Here is a 19,340-nt window from a genome sequence, read left to right as displayed (position 1 = left end):
TCGGTGGTTCGCCGCTCGGTTGAGGTCGGCGGGTCACAGCGGCTCCTGCAGCCCGCTCGCGCGGCGGATGGGACGCCCGACCGCGGCCCGGACGGCGGCCTCGGTGCCCACCACCCGCACGTGCTCGCGTGCACGGGTGACCGCCGTGTACAGCAGCTCACGGGTGAGCAGCGGGGAGCCCGGGGGCGGCAGCAGCACCGACACGCGGCGGAACTGGCTGCCCTGACCGCGGTGGACGGTCATCGCGTGCACCGGCTGGACCGCCGGCAGCCGGTGCGGTCGGACCAGTCGCGGTTGGTCCGGGTCGCCGAAGGCGACGACCGTCCCACCCGCGCCGTCGGCGACGACGACCCCGGTGTCGCCGTTGTAGAGGCCGGTGTCCCGGTCGTTGGCGGTCACGAGGAGCGGCAGCCCGGGCGGCCACGGCCCGTCGGCGGCCGGTCCGACGGCCTCCGCCACCCACTCCTCCGCGACCGCCGCCCAGTGCGCGACGCCGGCGGGCCCGCGCCGGTGGGCCAGCAGCAGCCGGTGCTCCTCGAGGGCTCGCAGGGCCTGCGCCGCGTCCCCGGCCCGGGCGGCCCCGGTGAGCGCCACCCCGGTGGCGACCACGTCGGCGCGCACGCCCGCCAGGTCCACGTCGGTCAGCCGCTCGCCGGTCTCGACGAAGGACGCGGCGTCGGACCCGGCACGCAGCTCCGCCAGGGCGGACTCCGCGTCGCCCTGCCGGATCGCCTCGGCCAGTCGGCCCAGCCGGGCACCGTACCGGTAGGTCTCCGTCAGCCGGACGACGCCGTTGCGCAGCACGGTCAGGTCGTCCGGTGCGTGCGGCACGTCCGCCGGCACGACGGCGCGCAGCCGGTCCGGCAGTCCGTCGGCGACCGGTGGGCGCCGCACGAGGTCACCGAGCACCGCCCCGGCCTCGACCGAGGCGAGCTGGTCCGGGTCGCCGACCAGGACGAGCCGGGTCTGCGGCCGCAGGGCCTCGAGCAGCCGCGCCATCAGCGGCAGCGACACCATGGACGTCTCGTCCACGACGACGACGTCGTGCGGGAGCCGGTGAGCGGCGTCGTGGCGGAAGCGGGTCGACGAGCCCGGTCGCCAGCCGAGCAGGCGGTGGATCGTCGTCGCGGCGGGGGCGCCGACGCGGGCTCGGTCGGCCTCGTCCATGCCACGGACGACCCCGCCGATCGACTCCTGCAGCCGCGCGGCCGCCTTGCCGGTGGGCGCGGCCAGCGCCACCCGCAGGTCCGGACCGGCCACCTCCTGGAGCACCGCGAGCAGACGCGCGATGGTCGTCGTCTTGCCGGTGCCCGGGCCGCCGGTCAGCACGGTGACCCGGCTGAGCGCCGCCGTCGTGGCGGCGAGCCGCTGGCGGCTGTTGTCGGACGTCGCGGACGCGCCGACCCGTGCGTCCGGGCGTGCGGCGTCGGGGAAGTGCCGGTGGACCGCCGCGGCCAGCGCCGCGGTGTCGACCGTGAACGGCTCGGCGGCGAGCCGCCCGTCCACCTCCCGCCGCACGACCTGCTCGTGCCGCCAGTACCTGTCCAGGTACAGCCGCCCGCCCACCCAGCGCACCGGCCGGTCCGCCGGACCGTCGACGCCGACGGCGACCAGCGGGCTGGCCCCGATCGCGGCCGACCAGGCGGGGATCGGGGGCCAGGGGAGCGCGCCGGCGACCGGCTCCCCGGCCGGCCCGGCCGCCGGCCCCGGTGCGGCGGCCTGGACCTCGTCGGCGGCGTCGGCGACCGCGAGGCTCTCCGCGTCGGCGAGGTCGACGCACACGGCGCCCGCGCGCACACCGCGCACGGCCAGCGCCACCGCCAGCAGGACGCGCTCGTCGGACTCGCCGGTCAGCCGCCCCAGCCGGTCCGCGACGTGCACGTCGGCGGCGTCCAGCACGCCCGCGACGTTGAATTGGGCCAGCAGCGGACGTGCGGCGACGGCCAGGCCCGGGTCGACGCCTCCGCCGGTGCCCCGGGCAGGCGGCCGGGCGGGCGGGCCGGTCGTCGGGCCGGTGGACGGCCGGGCGGTCCGGCCGGTGGTCGGCGCGGCGGTCCGGCTGGTCGTCGGCTCGGCGCTCACGACGCGCCCCCGTGCAGGGCCGCCGACAGCTCGACGACGAGCGGCGTCGGAGGGCGCCACGCCAGGACCCCGCACGGCATCCCGTCGACCACCGGCGTCGCCGGCCCGACCATCCCCCGGACGAACAGGTAGAGGGCGCCGCCCAGGTGGCGGTCCGGGTCGTACCCGGGCTGTCGCCAGCGCAGGAACCGGTGCAGGGCGACGGAGTACAGCAGCAGCTGCAGCGGGTAGTGCGCGTCGATCATCGCGGCCGCCATCGCGCCCGGCCGGTAGTGCCAGGCGGTGACGGGCTCGGTCGCGGGCGCCAGGCGGTTCGTCTTGTAGTCGACGACCAGGTACCGCGGCTCGCCGTCGTCGCCGCGGACCCGCAGCACCGCGTCGACGGACCCGGTCAGGTAGCCGCGCAGCGGCTCCGTGGGCAGGTGGGGCCCGGCGAGCCGGTCCGCGTACGAAGCGAACGGGTCGTCGTCCGGCAGGTGGCGCCGCAGCAGGGAGGCGAGGGTGCGCAGCGTGGCGGCGCCCCGGCGTGGGGTGTCGCCGCCGGCGAGCGGCAGCTCGAACGTGAGCTCGGCGAGCCGGTCCCGGCCGGCAATCCCGCCCAGCGTCGCACCGCCCGCCAGGTCGCCGAGCGGGGTCTGCATGACCGGGAGCAGAGCCCCGGCGAGGGTGTCGGCGTCGACCCCGAGGCCCCGGGTCAGCGTCGCCTCCCGGCAGTGGAGCCGCAGCTGCCCGGGGAGGTCCCCGGTGTCGGTGTCGACGTACTCGAGCACCTCGTGCACCAGCGTCCCGAACGCCGTGCCGCCGGGGAGCTCGCTCATCGGCGAGGCGATCGCGCGGAGCCGGTGCTCGAGGTCAGGGTCGCCCGCGCCGCCCGCGCCGCCCGCGCCGCCCGCGCCGCCCGCCGTCCGAGCGCCGCCGGGGACGGGACCGTCGGCGACCTCGCCACCGGCGACCGTGCCGACCTGACCGTCGTCCGTGCCCGCACGGCGGCCGACGCGCCCGGGCCCGAGGGTCGTCAGGGGCCCCCCGGACGTGTCCGGCTCGTCCTGGGTCCCGGTCGCCTCGGGCTCGCTCGACACCGTCGCCTCGTGCGCGGACGCCGTGAGCCCGGAGTAGGAGGTCCGCCGCCAGGACGCGTCGAGCCGGCGCGTGAACCGGCCGACCTCGAGCCCGGGCCGCTGCGTCGCGGGGGGCGACCACCGCGCCCCCGGCACCGGCACCGCGACGACCTCGTGCGCGACCGTGCCGCCCGAGCGGGCCGCCAGCGCCTCCAGCGCGGCCGCCACACCGGCGTCGTCGGGGACCGTGGCCGTCTGGGGCGGCTCCTGGCTCGCCCCGTGCCCCCCGAGCAGCAGACGCGTCAGCGGCGCGGAGGCGCTGTTCGTGGACGGCGCCCACCACGCGACCACCTGGGCGCTCGCGCGGGTCAGCGCCACGTACGCCAGGCGCAGGTCCTCGCCGAAGTCCTCCGAGCGGTGGCGCACCAGCGCCTCGTCGTACCCCGGCGACCCGGTCCCGCCCAGGTGCAGCAGCCGCCCGCCGTCGTCGTCGTGGTAGCGCAGCAGGGCGGGCGTCCTCTCCACGAACCGGTCCCAGGCGAACGGCACGTGCACCACCGGGAACTCCAGACCCTTGCTGGCGTGGATGGTGACCACCTGCACGGCGGCGGCGTCGGTCTCCAGCCGTCGGCTGCGCTCCTCGGAGTAGTCGGTCTCGGCCTCGGCGACCCGGGTGCGCAGCCACTCGGTGAGGGCCACGGTGCCGAGCCGGTCGGCGACGGCGGCGGCGTGCAGCGCCTGCCCGATGTGCCGGACGTCGGTGAGCATCCGCTCCCCACCGGCCGTCCGCAGCAGCCGCTCGGTCAGGCCGGTGGCGCCGGCCACCTCGAGGAGGGCCGCCACGCCCCGCCCGTCCAGCACGTGCGCCCAGGTGCGCAGCCGGTCCGCGAGCGTGTCCCGGGCGGGCTCGGGCGCCTCGGCCAGCTCGCGTGCCGTCCAGCCGACGAACACGGTGAGCGCCGCGGCCGCCACCCGCCCGGAGTGCCCGGGCTGGCTCAGCGCCGTCAGCAGCGACAGCCAGTGCGCGGCCGCCGGGGTGGTGAAGACGCTGGAGACGCCCGACTCGACGGCCGGGACGCCGGCCGCGACCAGCGCCGCCCGGATCGCCGACGCGTCGGCGTTCCGCCGGGCCAGGACCGCCACGTCCCCGGGCCGCAGCGGACGCCACCCGTCGGCGTCCCGCAGGCGCGTGGTCCCCAGCGACGCCACGACCTCGGCCGCGACGTCCGCGTAGATCAGCTCACGGACCTCCCCGACCTTCGGGTTCTTCACGCCCCTGACCCCGAGGGACGCCCGGGTGACCTGGCGGATGCGGACCGGCGGCGACCCCTCCAGGCGGCGACCGGCGTGCTCCGCCTCCACCGGTCGCACCACGATCCTGGGGTCGCCGAGGGCGGTCTCACGGAGCACGGCGGCGAGCCCGGTGAGGACCGGCTCGTCGCTGCGCCAGTTGCGGCCGAGGGTCTGCACGGTGTCCGCCTCGCCGACGGCGTGCAGGTAGGTCACGACGTCGGCGCCACGGAACGCGTAGATCGCCTGCTTGGGGTCGCCGATGAGCACCAGGGTGCGGTGGCCGTGGAACGCGGTCCGCAGGATCTCCCACTGCACCGGGTCGGTGTCCTGGAACTCGTCGACCATGACCACCCGGTACCGGGACCGGACCCGCTCGACCGCCGCCGCGCCGGTACCGGGGTCGACCAGCGCGTCCCGCAGGAGCACGAGCAGGTCGTCGTAGTCCAGCACCCGCCGTGCCCGCTTGCGACGGGCCAGCTCGGCGCGGACGGCTGCGGCGAACCGCTGCCTGTGCGCGGCGGGGCTGGTCGGCTCGGCGTCGAGGGGCCGCAGGTCGGCGTCGTGGTCCGAGACGGCGGCCCGCGCGGCGGACCGTGCCGCCTCGATGCTCAGGACCGGCTCGGGGTTCGTCGCGTACCCCCGCAGGTACAGGTCGTCGACCACCTCGTCGACCAGGTCGGCCAGGTCGGGGACCAGGACGGCGTCGGGGTCGACGTCGGCGGCGATGCCGAGGGCGGTGAGCATCTGCTGGCAGAACCCGTGCGTGGTGGCGATGGTCGCGGCGTCGAACTCGGCGAGCGCCCGGGTCAGCCGGCGGCGACGCCGGTCCCGCTCCGCGTCCCCGCCGCCGGCCAGGTGCCGGACCAGGGCGTCCGGCGACCCGGCCGACGCGGGGTCGCGCAGCGCCCGCTCGGTGCCGACCAGGCGCTCGCGGACGCGGTCGCGCAGCTCGGACGTCGCGGCGCGGCCGAAGGTGACGAGCATGAGCTCGGACAGCTCGGCCAGCCCCTCGGCGACGTACCGGGTGGCCAGCGCGGCGATCGTGAACGTCTTGCCGGTCCCGGCGCTCGCCTCCAGGACGGTCGTGCCCCGCGGCAGGGGGCCGCAGACGTCGAACACCGGCGGGGCGGGGGTCGTCACCGGGTCGGCCTGCGGGGCGGCGCTCACAGCGTCTCCGTCCGCTCGTGCGCGACCAGCGGCTCCCACAGCCGCCGGGCGAGCACCCCGAACCGCGTGCCCTCCTCCGGCCACCAGCTGCGCTCTCGCGCCGACGGCGCCGCGCCGAGCAGGTCCTCCAGGTGCAGGTCGTCGCCCCACACGTACCGGTGGTAGTCGTCGAGGTGCTCGTAGGCGTCCCGCAGCTCCCGGGCCGCGGTGCCCAGCGCCTGCTCGGTGAGGTCCCCGGCGGCGCGCGCCCGTGCGTAGGCGCAGCTCGCGGCGAGCGGGAGGGGCAGCGGCTCGGTGAGGGCGGCGTCCCGCAGCGCGACGAGCTCCTGCAGGTGGTCGAGCGCCTCGTCCGGGACCGGCGCGACCATGGTCGCCATCGCGGCGCGTGCGTTGCGTGCCGGGGACCGCCCGATCGTGACCGCCCGGTGCTGCCGCGTCCCGGTCGCCGCGGTCACCGCGAGCAGCTGGACCCAGGCGCGCAGGCGGTGCTTCGCCGCGAGCTTGGAGTACACCGCACGGAGCAGGATGCCGTCGTGCACACCGGGGACCGTCCCGGTCACCGCCCGACCACCGGGCAGCACCACCGTGACGTCGCGGGACCCGGCCGGTCCGGACGCGTGCTGCCGGGCGGCCTCCGCGATCGGCTCGACCCGGCCGCGCAGGTCGTCGACGACCGCCCCGCCCAGGCGCAGCGGTGGCAGGGACCCGCGCCGCAGCTCCGCCTGCCGCGCCCGGTCCAGGTCGACACCGGACTGCGCGGCCGCCAGCAGCCGGTCGCCGATGGACCACTGCGCGAGGCCGTCGAGGGTCAGCGGCAGGCGGTCGTCGACGTCCTCCGCCTCGGCGGGCAGGCTCACCCCCAGCCGCCGGCGCAGGAAGGCACGCAGCGGGTGCTCGAGGTCGCGGACCAGGTCGTCGAGGTCGACGTCCCCGAGCAGGTCCGGGTCGGGGGCGAGCGGCTCGGGCAGGAACGGCCCGGGGGTGACCCGGGTGCCCCGTCCGACGACCGCGGCGCGGTGGGCGACGGCGTCGTAGCTGAACGGCCCGGGGTGCCCGAGGGCCCCGGTGGTGAAGTTCCGCTCGTCCACGGTCTGCAGCGGGTGCCGGACGAGCACCTGCTCGCGCACGGCGGCGCCGTCGGTGGTCGCGGCGGCGCGGTCCAGGGCGTCGAGCAGCTCCCCGACGGGGACGGCCGGCGGCCGGGACGCCCCCGTCCGCTCGTCCGCGCCGGAGTACAGCACCACGAGGTGCTCGGTCGCGGCGGTGAGCGCGTCCAGGAACAGCTGCCTGTCCTCCCCGCGGCGGTCGCGCTCGCCGATCAGGGGGTCGCGCAGCAGCAGGTCGTCGCCGTCGGAGCCCGAGCCCCGCGGGAAGGCGCCGTCGTCCATGCCGAGCAGGACCACCACCCGGTGCGGCACCGCCCGCATCGGCTCCAGCGAGCACAGGGTCAGGGCCCCGGTGCGGAAGCCGGCGCGGGTGGGGCGCCCGCGCAGGCGCCGGGCGAGCAGTGCGCGCACGTCCGCCAGGCGCAGGTCCGAGCGGCCCCGCGTCGCGGCCGCGGTCCGCCGGGCCCCGTCGAGCACCGCCCGGGCCTCCACCTCCTGCCACACGTCGGTCGGGCTCGTGCCGGCGAGCAGGTCGAGCGCCCGGTCCAGCGCGTCGAGCCAGTGCTCGGCCGGGTGGGCGCCGTCGAGGTCGGCGAGCACGGCGGTGAGCCGGTCGACCAGCTCGGCCAGGCGCCCGGCGAGCTCGATGTCGGTGCTGTCGACGTCGTCCAGCGGCAGCGCGGAGCCGACGTAGCGCTGCTCCTCCTCGGCCATGGCCGCACCCAGCAGGATGCGGTCCAGGGCGGTCTCCCAGGTCCCCTGCGCCACGTGCACCAGACCGAAGCGCTCGCGGCGGGCTCGGTTCTCCCCCCAGCGCGCGCCCGACTCCACCGCCCACCGGCGGATCCGGTCGACGTCCTCGTCGACGAGGCGGAACCGGCGCCGGACCGGGTCACTGCCCACGAGGTCCACCACGTCCGGGGCGCTGACCCGCCCGTCGGCCATCTCGAGCAGGCGGCTGAGCAGCGACAGCAGCGGGTTCGTCTGCCGCAGCGACCGGTCGGCGAGCCGGACCCGCAGGGTGCGCCCCGGGTGGGTGTCGGGGGCGACGTCGTCGTCGGCGGCCAGGCCGAAGGTGGCGGCGACCAGGGGCGCGACGGCTTCGATGTCGGGGCAGAGCACGATGACGTCGCGCGGCTCCAGCGTCGGGTCGGCGTCGAAGAGGCCGATGAGGGCCTCGCGCAGCACCTCCACCTGACGGGACCGACCGTGGCAGGCGTGCACCTGCACGCTGCGGTCGTCGGGGGCGAGCCGGTGCGGCGGCGCCTCGGGGGCGTCGTCCCGCAGCCGCGCCTGCAGGGCCCCGAGCAGGGTCGGCGGCGGCTCGGGTGCGGGGTGGTGCGTGTCCGAGCCGGCGCCGGACGCGGCCAGCCGCAGCTGCAGCTCGGTCACGTCGCGGGCCATCGAGGCCAGCAGCGGGTGCTCGGCGGCGGGGCGCACACCCGACCGGCGGACCGAGGTCGGCGCCGCCGCGCCCACAACGTCGCTGGTCGCGGCCCACAGGGCAGGGGACGGGTGCGGCAGCCACAGGTGGACGTCACGGTGCTCGCCCAGCGCAGCCAGCACCCTCAGCCGCCCCGCCGCGAGCCGGGTCGCGCCGAAGACGGACAGGCGGTCGGGCAGGTCGACCGCGGCCGGCTCGTCGAGCAGGGCGGCCACCACCTCGTCCAGCCGCTCCGCGGGCCCGGGTGCGCCGATGCCCTCGCGGACGTGCTGCCAGAGCCGGACCTGCCAGTCGAGGTCGGCGGGCACGGCGTCACCGGCGCCGTCCTCATGACGGCCGTCGGCCCACGCCCGCAGCATCGCCGGGCGCTGGGTCCCGTACGAGCTGAACAGGGCGGCCAGGTGGGCCGCGGCCTGCAGCCGGCGGTCGCGGCGAGGGTCGTCCGGACCTCCGCCGGCGCCCAGGTGGCGGGCGAGCGGGGCGCACCACGGCTCGCCGGCGCACGCGTCGACGGCGTCGAGCACGTGCCAGGTCAGCCGTTCGCGCGACCACGGGTCGTCGGCGCCGCGGCCGGCGCCGAGGACGGCCGCGACGGCGTCGTCCAGGACGCGGCCGGGGGAGTCGAAGCGGATGTGGGCGGCGACGCCGCCCTCGCCCGCCGGGCCGGTCCCCAGGTGGTGGGACAGCCGCTGGGCGAGCCAGCGCTCCACACCGGGCGTCGGCACGGCGACGACGTCGACCGAGAACGGGTCGGGCGGCGGCTCGCGCAGGACCTCCGCGAGCGGCAGCACCAGCGCGTCCGAGCGCTCGGAGCGGTGCAGCCTCAGCACGGTGGTTCCCCTCGTCGTCGACGTCGTCGCGCACGCTACCCGCGGGCACCGACATCACCCGACCGGCGTCCAGGGGCCCTGTCCGGCGAGGGCGCCGCCTATCCTCGGCCCAGCCGCGCGGTGCGCCGCGCCGATCGACCTCGCCGAGCAGTCAGAAGGAACCCGTGCGCTCCGTCGTCCTGCCCGTCCTGCTCCCTGCTGCCGCGCTGCTCCTCGCCGGCTGCACCCCCACGCCCGCGGACCGGGACACGGACCCGACGCCCACCACAGCCCCGGCCGCCGCCGGGCCGTCGCCCGACGAGGTCGTCGAGACCCGGACGCTCACCGCCGGCGGGACCGACGTGACCGCGAGGATCCACCCGCTGGTCCGCGCCGGGGAGCACGTCGTCCTGACGATGGACCTCAGCGCCGAGGACGTCGAGCCGGACGGGCTGTTCCTGGCGGGCTACTTCGGGGGCACGTCCCAGGGGACCGCGATCACGATGGGCTCCTTCGCCGGGCTCCGGCTCGTCGACCTTGCCGCGGACCAGGTCTACACGGCCGGGGAGGACGCCGACGGCCAGGTGGTCCGGGCCGGCGACGACTCCTGGGTGACCGTCGAGCCGGAGGGCACCCGCGTCCAGCTCGCCTACGCGGCGCCACCGGACGACGTCGAGGCGCTCGACCTGTTCCTGCCGGGTGGCTCGTACGTCGAGGCCGTCCCCGTGGTCGACGGCGACGTGCCGGGTCCCGAGGTCGGTGCCCCGTCCCCGCCGGAGGCCACCCCGGGCGCCACCGCGACCCCGGGTGCCACCGCCACCGCGGGCGCCGCAGCGACGCCGGCCGCCGATCCGGGGGCTGCCGAGCCGCTCGACCTGGACGCCGTCGTGGAGGCGGAGACCCACTCGCTCGGGTCCTACACGCGCGAGCTCGCCGGGGCCGTCGCCACGCTGCAGTCCACGGAGGAGGTGCAGATCACCCTGGGCTCGGACGTGCTGTTCGCCGTCGACTCGGCCGACCTGTCACCCCAGGCGCAGGCAGCGCTCGACGCGGCCGCGGCGCACCTGGTCAGCCGCGCGCCGGGGACCATCGCCGTCGTCGGCCACACCGACGACGTGGACGACGACGCGCACAACCAGGACCTCTCGCAGCGCCGTGCGCAGAGCGTCGCCGCCGCCCTCGCCGAGCGCGTCGACACCGGGACCTACCCGGTCGAGACGTCCGGGAGGGGGGAGACCGAGCCCGCGGTGCCCAACGACAGCGACGAGAACCGGGCGCTCAACCGGCGCGTGACCCTCACGCTCACCTCGGAGGTCACCACGACGACCGAGGTGGAGACCTCCGGGGAGCTCCCCGCCTTCGACGGACCGGTCGGCACGGGCGAAGACGGGGTCGAGCTCGACGCGTCGCGCCCGTACCGCGTCGTGGCCCCCGAGGCGCGTCTCGTCGACGGGCACGTCGTCGTCGACCTGCAGATCTCCGCGCTGGACGACGAGGTCGACCCGTTCTACGGGATCGGCTGGCTGTCCGGCGTGTTCTCCTACCGTGGCGCCGAGACGTGGACGGCTCTCGACGCGGCGTCCGGCGTGACCCTCCTGACCGGCAGCACCGCGGTCCACCCGATGGACTACCTGGCGGACACCTCGACCGGTGGCGAGTTCGAGCTGTGGCTGCCGCTGACCGACCTCGACACGGTCAGCCGGATCGACGGGGGGCAGACGCGGACCTTCAGCATCGTCTACCCCGCCTTCGGTGACGTGGGGTCCGTGACCGTCCAGGTCGACGCGGGTCTCGGCTCGGTGCCGTTCCGGCTCACCGACATCCCGGTGCGCTGAGGGCGACGGGCGGCGTCAGTCCGCCTGGACCCGCTGCCCGCGCGGCATCCACAGCCCCGCGAGCACGACGGCGACCGCCATCGCCACCACGGCGACGAACACCCCGGTGACCGCGTCACCGAACACCTGCGGCGCCTCGATCGCGTCCCGACCGTCCAGCCGCGCGTTGACCAGAGCACCGAGGACCGCCACGCCCACGGCGCTGCCCACGGACCGGGCGAACATGTTGGTCCCGGTGACGACGCCGCGCTCGCCCCACCCGACGCTGGACTGCGCGGCGATGAGGCTCGGCGAGGCGACGAGCCCCATGCCGAGCCCGATCACGAAGCAGCACAGCCCGACGGCCAGGATGGACGGCGACCGGGACACGAACGTGAGCGCGATCGTGGCCGCGACCACCAGACCCGACCCGATGAGGACCGTGGACCGGAAGCCCAGGCGCAGGTACACCCGACCGGACAGCGTCGCGGCGATCGGCCAGCCCAGCGTCAGCGCCGCGAGCGTGAGCCCGGAGACGAGCGGCGAGGCCCCGAGCAGCGTCTCGAGGAAGGTCGGCACGTAGGACGTCAGCCCGATGAGGATGACGCCGACGCCGACGCCGATCAGCGCCGTGCTCAGCAGCAGCCGGCGCGAGAGCACCCACAGCGGCAGCACCGGCTCCTCGGCGCGGCGCTCGACGAGGACGAACACCGTGAGCAGCACCGCCGCCGCGACGAGCGACCCGACGCTGATCGGCGAGCTCCAGGCCCACGCGTTGCCGCCCTCGAGCAGGGCGAGGATCAGCAGGCTGACCCCGACCGTCAGCAGCACCCCGCCCAGCCAGTCGATGCGGTGGCTCTGCCGCTCGACCGACTCGTGCAGGTGCCGGACGATCAGCCACCCGGCGAGCAGGCACAGCGGGATGTTGACGAAGAAGATCCAGTTCCAGGTGAGGAACTCCGAGAAGACGCCGCCGAGCGTCGGCCCCACCACGGACGACATCGCCCAGACGCTGGCCATGTACCCCTGCGCCTTGGCGCGCTCGGCGACGGTGTAGATGTCGCCGGCGATCGTGATCGCCATGGGCTGCACCGCCCCCGCGCCGAGCCCCTGCACCGCACGGAACGCGATGAGCGCCGGCATCGACCAGGCGAAGCCGCACAGGACCGAGCCGAGCAGGAACAGCCCGATGCCCGCCAGCATCACGGGCTTGCGCCCGACGGTGTCGGCGAGCTTGGAGTAGATCGGGACGGAGACCGCCTGGGTCAGCAGGTAGATCGAGAACAGCCACGGGAAGCTGGAGAACCCGCCGAGGTCCGCGACGATCGTGGGGACGGCCGTCGCCAGGATCGTGGAGTCGATCGCGACCAGGCTCGTCGCCATCATGATCGCGACGAGGATCGGGCCGCGGCTCGAGCGGAAGCCGACGCCGTCGGCGTGCGTGGTCGTGTCGGCGGTGCTCAGGGGAGTGCCTCTCGATCGCGATGGCGTGGCCGTCGGTCCGGGCGTGACGGCGCCGCTCGGGACAAGTCTGGTCCGCCGTGGGGCATTCCCGCGCGGGCTCGGGCCCGGCTGGGTCGACGACGAGTCACCGTCACGTCAGATGCGCCACACCACTTCACGCCCGGGGATCCCGGCCGATGAGCACGGCAGCACCGTCGAGGCAGGAGGCACCGTGGACGGCATCGCCGGGATCGAGAACCGGATCGCCATGATCCAGACGAGCCTCGCCGCGCTGCGCCCGCAGCCGACGGTCACGTCGGTCGCGTCCACCAGGGCGCCGGGCGACGCCGCGACGCCGTCGTCGGCCACCCGGTTCGCCACCGCGCTCGCCACGGAGGTCTCCCGTACGGCGTCGACGACGGCGATCAGCTCGGCGGCTGCCTCGGCGCCCGTCGGCGGCTACTCCGGCGTCCAGCTCGACAACGCCCGCGCGATCGTCAACGCCGCTCAGACGATGGGCCTGTCCTCGCGCGACCAGGCCATCGGCGTGATGACCGCCATGGGCGAGTCGTCGCTCCAGGTGCTCGACCACGGCGACAAGGCCGGTCCCGACAGCCGCGGCTTGTTCCAGCAGCGCGACAACGGCGCGTGGGGCACCCTCGCGCAGCGCATGGACCCGGCCGCCAGCGCGACCAGCTTCTTCACCGCTCTGGACCGCGTGGGCGGCCGCGACGGCATGTCCCCGACGCAGGTCGCGCACACCGTGCAGCGCAACGCGGACCCGAACCACTACGCGAAGCACTGGGACGACGCCGTCGCCGTCGTCTCCCGCCTCACCGGCGCGACGGCGGCGCAGATCACCGGTCGCTGACCCCCGAAGACACCGGTGGCCGCCGGCGCGAGGCACGCCCGGCGGCCACTGGCACCAACCCCGTGGAGTCCGTCAGGACACCCGGATGACGACCTTCCCCTGCACGTGGCCCGTCGCGCTCAGGTCGTGCGCGGCTGCTGCCTCCTCCAGCGGGAAGGTCCGGGCGACCTGGACCTTCACGAGGCCGGCGTCGACCAGGTCACCCAGCGCGGCGAGGTCGGCCGCGTCCGGGCGCACCCAGAAGTTCGCGCCGCCGTGCGCCGCGACGTCGGCGTCCGCCACGGACCCGAGTCGCACGTCCGGGGTGCCGACCTGCGGCGTCGTGGCCACGACCCCACCGCCGGCGAGGTCCACGACGACGTCGACCCCCTGGGGAGCCAGCGCGCGCACCGCCTCCACCATCGCGTCGCCGTAGGGCACCGGCTCGCCACCGAGGCTTCGGACGTACTCGTGGCGCGCCGGGGACGCCGTGCCGATCACCCGGGCGCCGAACGCCGCCGCGATCTGCACCCCGAAGCTGCCGACGCCGCCGGCCGCGTTGTGGATCAGCACGGTGTCGCCCTCGGTGACGCCGAGGCGGCGCAGCGACTGGTACGCGGTCAGCCCGGCCAGCGGCAGGGCGGCGGCCTCCTCCCAGGACAGCGACGCCGGCTTCCGGGCGAGCGTCCGGACAGGAGCCGACACGAGCTCCGCCGTCGTCCCGCCGCCGACGACGTCCTTGCGGACGTACCCGACGACCTCGTCGCCCACCGCGAGCTCCGGCACGTCGAGGCCGACCTTCTCGACCACGCCCGCGACGTCCCACCCCGGCACGACGGGGAACACGGCGTCCATCAGCCCGTCGAGGTAGCCCTGCCGGACCTTCCAGTCGACGGGGTTGACCGAGGTGGCGCGCACCCGGACGAGGACGGAGTCGGGTCCGACCTTGGGCTCGGGCAGGTCCACGAGCTCGAGGACGTCGGGTCCGCCGTAGCGGGAGTAGGCGATGGCTCTCATGTGCGTCGGCAACCACGCCGGCGCGTCCCGTGTTCCGCTCGGTCGCCGGCGGTACGCCTGGCGGTCGCAGCCAGGGGCGGGTGGTCGGCGAGCCCCGGAGCGCACGGCCCTACGCTCACCCGGTGCCGTCCTACCGCGTCCGCGTCGTCCCCGGGGTCCTGCACCGGGGCGTGGACCCGGCCGCCGTCCTGCCGGCCGCGATCGAGGCGGCGGGGGAGCGGACCACCGTGGAGGCGGGCACGGTCGAGGTCGTGCGCGGCGAGCCGAGGATCACCGTGCGCTACGAGGCCTTGGACGACCAGACGGCGTCGGACGTCGGCCGGGCCGTCGTGGCGCGGGTCGGTGAGCTGGTCGTGGTGGAGACGAGCCGCGTCACCCGCAGGTCCGGCGCGCGCTGGTACCCCATGCGCTGACGGCCTCCGGCCGCGTGAACCCGTTCACACCAGCCGCAGCCGCGCCCTCGGTGCGGCGTCGACGTCCACGTCGGCCACCCGCGCGAGCACGCCGTCGAGCACGACCGACCGGTGGAACCGCCGGCCGTGCTCGCGCGCGCGACGCTCCCACTCGTGCCGCTCGGACTCCGACATCTCGAGCACCACCCGGTCCAGCGCCGCCGCGATCGCCGCCGGGTCCTCGACCGGGACGATCAGTGCGCACCCGCCGACCGCCTCACCGATCCCGCCCGTGTCGGTCGTGATCACCGGGCCGCCGCCGGACAGCATCTTCTCCACCAGCGCGATCCCGAACGTCTCGACGAACTCCGGGCGCGGCTTGCTCGGCAGCACGTAGGCGACCGACCCGGCCATGAGGTGGGACTTCTCGGCGTCGTCGACGTCGTCCAGGAAGACGATCCGGTCGGACGCGGGGGACGCCGCGGCCAGGGCCCGCAGGGTGCCGGCGTCCGGACCGTTGCCGGCGATGACCAGCCGCACCGAACCGGCCGCCTCGCTCCGCGCGTAGCCGGCGATGAGGTCGTCGACCCCCTTGGCGGCGACCAGCCGGGACAGGAACAGCACGTACCCGTCCCGCTCCAGCCCGCGGGACGCCAGCACGCGCGCGGTCTCGTCCGCGTCGACGGCGACGTAGGACGCCACGTCGATCGCGGGGTAGGAGACGTGCACGCGCTCGCGGCACCGGACGGCGAAGGTCGTGCCGTGGCGGGCGTCGATGAGCTCGGCCGCCGAGACGATCAGCTCGCGGGTGTACGCGGAGACGGCCAGGCACACGTCGTGCGCGAGGTAGCTCGCGAGCACGTGCGCGGCCGCGCCGAACCGGTCCTCCTCGACGCACGCCCGTACGACGTTGGTCACGTCGGACCCGACCGCCTCGGCGACCGTGACCACGTCCACCGGCAGGCCGGTGGCGTGCGCGACCCGGACGGCGTCCGCCACGGCCACCGCGTGCGGGCTGAGGTACAGCGACATCGCGACGGTCGGGACGCCGTCGGTGAACAGCTCCACCAGCCGACCGGTGACCCCGGCGAGGTAGCGCCCGTCCACCACCTTGTAGTCGCCGACGGGCTCGGGCCGCTCGACCGTGATCCCCGGGCTGTACGGCAGGACGCCGTCCACCGGCTTGAGCGGCAGGCCGCTGGCCACCAGGCGCTCCAGCGGCCAGGTGATGATCCGCACGTCGTCGAAACCGCGCGTCAGTGCGGCCTCGGCGAGGTTGCGCGCCTCGCCGGAGTGCCCGCAGATGACCGGGTCGGCGCGGACGACGATGACCAGCCGACGGGTCGGGGTGTGGGTCATGTGCTCGACCTCCAGGGTTCCGGCAGGGGTGTCAGGGCGGGCATCACGGCGGGTTGCACGGAGGGCATCTGGGCGGGCACGGCGGCCGGGGCGATCCGCATCGGGGCGGGCCTCACGCGGCGTGCGACGGGGTGGTGGAGTCGGACGGCGGTCGCACGACCGTCCCCCAGCGGCCGGGCTCGGGACCGAGCTCCACGACCAGCCGGCCGCCGCGGTGGACCTCCGTGCCGGTCAGCCACGTCCGCTCCAGCGGCTGCCCGTCGAGCCGGACGGACCGGACGTACTGCGCGGGTCGGTCCGGGGACGGCTCGACGAAGCCGGTCGTCTCGACCGCCAGCTCGCCGCCGGCCACCCGGACGCGGGACGACCGCCACGCCGGCGCGTTGATGAGGAACAGGCCCTGGCCGGCGACCGGGAACAGCCCCAGCGACGCCCATACGTACCAGGAGCTCAGGCCCCCGGAGTCGTCGTTGCCCGGCAGGCCGCCGCGGCCCACGCCGAATTGGTTCTGCACCACGGCGTGGATGACGTCGGCCGTCCGGTCCGGCCGCCCGGCGTACTGGTAGGCCCACGGCGCCTCCATGTCCGGCTCGTTGTTCAGACCCTCGAACCGGTGCAGGGCGTACCCGGCGACCATCTCCTGGACCCCTGGACGCACGCCGGGCTGCGTCACCGGCGGCGCGTCGAAGCCGAAGAACCGGTCGAGGGTCGCGACGAACTCCGCGTCGCCGCCGCCCAGTGCGATGCGGGCCGCCATGTCGTGCACGAGGCGGAACGAGTAGTTCCACTTGCCGCCCTCGTAGTAGGTGGAGTCCCGGACCAGCCCGGTGACCGGGTCGAACGCGTTGACCCACTGCGCGGCCAGCGGGGCGAACTGGTCGACGAGCGCCGCGTCCCCGACGTGCTCGGCGATGCGGGACGTGCACCAGTACCCGAACGCCAGGTCGAGGGTGTGGCTGATCGGGTGCGCGACGCCCCGCAGCAGGAACTCCTCGCCGTAGGTGCGCCGCAGGTCGTTGTGCAGGTGCACCAGCGCCCAGTCCCAGTCGACGCCCGGCAGCCCCAGCCGGCACAGGTCCGCGAAGAACGTGTGCGCCAGCGCGCTCCCCTGCCGGGAGAACTGGTCGGCGCCCCGGGCCATCCGGTACCCGATCGGCAGGTTGCCCTCCTCCTCGCAGATGTACAGCAGCGCCTGCGCCAGCTCTACCGCGCGGTCCGGGACCAGCGTCGTCAGCAGCGGCAGCTGGGTGCGGTAGATGTCCCACATCGTCGAGATGTCGAAGGCGAACGGCCCGTCCGCCGGCCAGAACGGGCTCTCGCCGGGGGCGAGGCACGGCTTGACCAGCGAGTGGTACAGCGCGGTGGTGAAGACCGTCTCCTGGTCCGACGACGGCGCCTCGACCTCCATCGCGCCCAGGTGGTCGTCCCAGGCCGCCGTCGTCGCCGCCAGCCGGGAGCGGAACGACGACGGTCCGGGACCGCAGTCGGCGTGGAGGTTGTCACGGGCCCGGTCCACCCCGCGCAACGAGAAGCCGAACCGCAGCTCGACCACCTGCCCGGCCTCCGTGGGCCCGGCCCACATGAGACCGAAGGGGCGCAGCGTCGTGGGGCGGATGTGGTCGAAGTCCAGCCGCGTGCCGCCCGGCATGAGCCGCCGGTCGTACCAGAGCAGTTGGCGCCACTGCGGGGTGTCGCACTCCACGTGGACGGCCAGCGGGGCGCCCTCCACGACTATCTCGCCCTGCGCGACCCCGGGGGCGAGCGTGTGCAGGTGGGCGCGCAGCGGGACCGTGCGCCCGTACGGGATCGCCAGACCGCCCAGCGACAGGTCGACGACGAGGCGCGCGTCGCGGTGCCGGGGGAACGTGTACCGGTGCACGGCGCTCTTGGGCCCCACCGTGATCTCGCACCGGATCCCGGACGCGAGCGTCGCGGCGTACAGGCCCGGGGTCGCGACCTCGTCCTGCAGGTCCCACGTCTGCCCGAGGTCGTCGAGCGGCTGGAGCATCGGGGTGACCCGGAAGTAGTTGTAGTACTTGCGGATCGCCCCGGTCCCCGACTGCTGGAAGTGCGTGAACCCGGACGCCACCTGCCGGTCGTACATCGCCGGCGGGACGCCCTCGGTGCTCAGGTCGTACCGTCCGTACCCGGTCGGGTAGGCGCCCGAGTACGCGCACGCCGAGACCATCCCGAGCGGGTACGTCGCCCCGGGGTGGGTGTTGCCGATCTGCGGCTTGGGCCACCACCAGGACGCCGCGACGCCGTGCGGCGGGGGCAGGTCGGTCACGCCGGTCCCGATGAACGGGTCCACGCGGCCCGTCACCGTGGACCCCGCAGGCCGGCGTCGTGACGGTGCGGACGGGCCGGCGCCGGCCGGGAGACGGGTGACGGCGGACGTCGGCCCGGCGTGGGCACGTCGCCGTCGAGGTCCATGCGCTGGACGCTACGGACGGCACGTGTCCGGGGTGTTGCGGGGTGATGACCCTCGTGGGTCGGGTGTGCTGCCGTCAGCGGCGGGTCACTCGGCGGCGTAGTCGACGTACAGCTCGGCGGCGGAGTCGATGGTCAGCTGCGTCAGGACCGAGGACTCCGTGGCGTCGTCCCAGGTCGCGGTGCCGCGGCAGGACAGCACGAGGGACTCCTCCGCGCCGGCCGGCACGGGGTAGTCGACGAGGTGGTCCTCGACGGGGACGGCGTCACGGACGTCGACCAGCACGGAGCCGGCCTCGGCCGTCGACTGCGACATCGCCACCGCCTGGTCGGCGAGCACGTCGCAGGTGAGGCCGGAGAAGTCCTCGCGGACCAGCTCGGGCGCACCCACATGGGGCTGCCCCGGCGCGTCGGCCACCTCGGCCGGGACCTCGGCCGTGGAGGCAGCGGGCTGCTCGCCGACGCCGGCCTCCTGCACCGCCTGGACCTCGTCCAGGATGGCGCCGAGCTCGCCGGACTCGTCCAGCGACTTCACCGCCGCGCCGATGACGAGGAGCATCACCACGGCGACGACGAGGCCGACCGCCCCGAGCACGGTCCCGGCGATCGCGAACCCCTTCCCCGGGACGCCGGGCCGGAGCGTGCGCAGCCCGACGACGCCCAGCACGACCGCGACCAGACCGCCGACGACCGAGATCAGGTTCACCAGCGGGAGCGCGCACAGGACGACGGACACCAGGCCGACGACGAACGCGGCGACGGCGGCACGGCTGTGGCGCGGCTGCGGGAGCGGCGAGCCCCCGGGCGCGTCGGCGGGCAGGTCGCGCCGGGCGTACGGCGACGCGTCGCCGGACGGCTGCTGCGCCGTCGCCTGTGCCGGCGCCTGCGAGCTCTCCGACGGTGGTGCGAAGGGGCTGACGGGCGCGTCGGGGGTGCTCATGAGATCTCCAGGTGGTCCGTGCGCGGGCCGCACGTGGCCGGTCGATCCTGAGGGCGGGCGCCGCTCCCCAGCGGTCGGCGGCGCCGTTTTCACCCGCGGGCCGGCCCTGCGTCACCCCGACGGCGGCCGACGTCGG

At 75.9% G+C, this 19,340-nt stretch carries 11 protein-coding genes; 3 read left to right on the top strand and 8 right to left on the bottom strand.

The window, feature by feature from the left end; genetic code table 11:
- Nucleotides 1-33: 33 nt before the first annotated feature.
- The 3 genes from recD to recC are packed head-to-tail and all read right to left on the bottom strand — an operon-like array spanning nucleotide 34 to nucleotide 8,980.
- On the bottom strand, nucleotides 34-2,082 hold the full coding sequence (gene recD, locus CAE01nite_RS00600) for an exodeoxyribonuclease V subunit alpha (protein ID WP_246130914.1): 2,049 nt from the start codon (nucleotides 2,080-2,082) through the stop codon (nucleotides 34-36).
- The gene (locus CAE01nite_RS00595; RefSeq protein WP_246130913.1) at nucleotides 2,079-5,600 is read right to left on the bottom strand and encodes a UvrD-helicase domain-containing protein; all 3,522 of its coding nucleotides are present in this window, start codon (nucleotides 5,598-5,600) and stop codon (nucleotides 2,079-2,081) included. Before CAE01nite_RS00595 ends, recD begins: the two co-directional genes overlap by 4 nt.
- Complete coding sequence (gene recC / locus CAE01nite_RS00590; RefSeq protein ID WP_146898499.1) at nucleotides 5,597-8,980, bottom strand: exodeoxyribonuclease V subunit gamma; 3,384 nt, start codon at nucleotides 8,978-8,980, stop codon at nucleotides 5,597-5,599. The genes CAE01nite_RS00595 and recC overlap by 4 nt, the downstream gene beginning before the upstream one ends.
- A 164-nt stretch (nucleotides 8,981-9,144) precedes the next feature.
- Between recC and CAE01nite_RS00585 the strand changes: the two genes are divergently transcribed.
- Nucleotides 9,145-10,794, top strand: a complete 1,650-nt coding sequence (locus tag CAE01nite_RS00585; RefSeq protein WP_146898497.1) for an OmpA family protein — start codon at nucleotides 9,145-9,147, stop codon at nucleotides 10,792-10,794.
- A 15-nt stretch (nucleotides 10,795-10,809) separates the two neighbouring features.
- Here CAE01nite_RS00585 and CAE01nite_RS00580 read toward each other — a convergent pair whose 3' ends face one another.
- On the bottom strand, nucleotides 10,810-12,159 hold the full coding sequence (locus tag CAE01nite_RS00580) for an MFS transporter (protein WP_146898495.1): 1,350 nt from the start codon (nucleotides 12,157-12,159) through the stop codon (nucleotides 10,810-10,812).
- Between the two features lie 289 nt (nucleotides 12,160-12,448).
- Between CAE01nite_RS00580 and CAE01nite_RS17950 the strand changes: the two genes are divergently transcribed.
- A complete protein-coding gene (locus tag CAE01nite_RS17950; RefSeq protein ID WP_186816353.1) occupies nucleotides 12,449-13,087 on the top strand; it encodes a hypothetical protein in 639 nt (212 codons plus the stop codon).
- A 72-nt stretch (nucleotides 13,088-13,159) separates the two neighbouring features.
- Here CAE01nite_RS17950 and CAE01nite_RS00565 read toward each other — a convergent pair whose 3' ends face one another.
- Nucleotides 13,160-14,083: an NADP-dependent oxidoreductase gene (locus CAE01nite_RS00565; RefSeq protein WP_146898490.1), complete on the bottom strand. Its 924-nt coding sequence runs from the start codon at nucleotides 14,081-14,083 to the stop codon at nucleotides 13,160-13,162.
- Nucleotides 14,084-14,205: 122 nt separating this feature from the next.
- On the opposite strand from CAE01nite_RS00565, the gene CAE01nite_RS00560 reads away from it, so the two are divergent.
- On the top strand, nucleotides 14,206-14,496 hold the full coding sequence (locus tag CAE01nite_RS00560) for a hypothetical protein (RefSeq protein ID WP_146898488.1): 291 nt from the start codon (nucleotides 14,206-14,208) through the stop codon (nucleotides 14,494-14,496).
- Nucleotides 14,497-14,520: 24 nt separating this feature from the next.
- Here CAE01nite_RS00560 and CAE01nite_RS00555 read toward each other — a convergent pair whose 3' ends face one another.
- From CAE01nite_RS00555 to CAE01nite_RS00545, 3 genes are all read right to left on the bottom strand, one after another.
- Nucleotides 14,521-15,834 carry a glycosyltransferase gene (locus CAE01nite_RS00555; protein ID WP_146898486.1) on the bottom strand — a complete coding sequence of 438 codons (1,314 nt, stop codon included), beginning with the start codon at nucleotides 15,832-15,834 and terminating at the stop codon, nucleotides 14,521-14,523.
- Nucleotides 15,835-15,946: 112 nt separating this feature from the next.
- Nucleotides 15,947-18,145, bottom strand: coding sequence for a glycoside hydrolase domain-containing protein (locus CAE01nite_RS00550; protein ID WP_246130912.1), 2,199 nt, complete (start codon nucleotides 18,143-18,145; stop codon nucleotides 15,947-15,949).
- A gap of 207 nt (nucleotides 18,146-18,352) precedes the next feature.
- Nucleotides 18,353-19,204 (bottom strand): hypothetical protein, encoded by an 852-nt coding sequence (locus tag CAE01nite_RS00545; protein ID WP_146898483.1) that lies wholly within the window; start codon nucleotides 19,202-19,204, stop codon nucleotides 18,353-18,355.
- Nucleotides 19,205-19,340 lie beyond the last annotated feature (136 nt).

The sequence above is a fragment of the Cellulomonas aerilata genome (assembly GCF_007991755.1).
Lineage (GTDB): Bacteria > Actinomycetota > Actinomycetes > Actinomycetales > Cellulomonadaceae > Pengzhenrongella > Pengzhenrongella aerilata.
The sequence above is the reverse complement of the archived record's forward strand: the minus strand, read 5'-3'. Positions and strand labels throughout refer to the sequence as shown.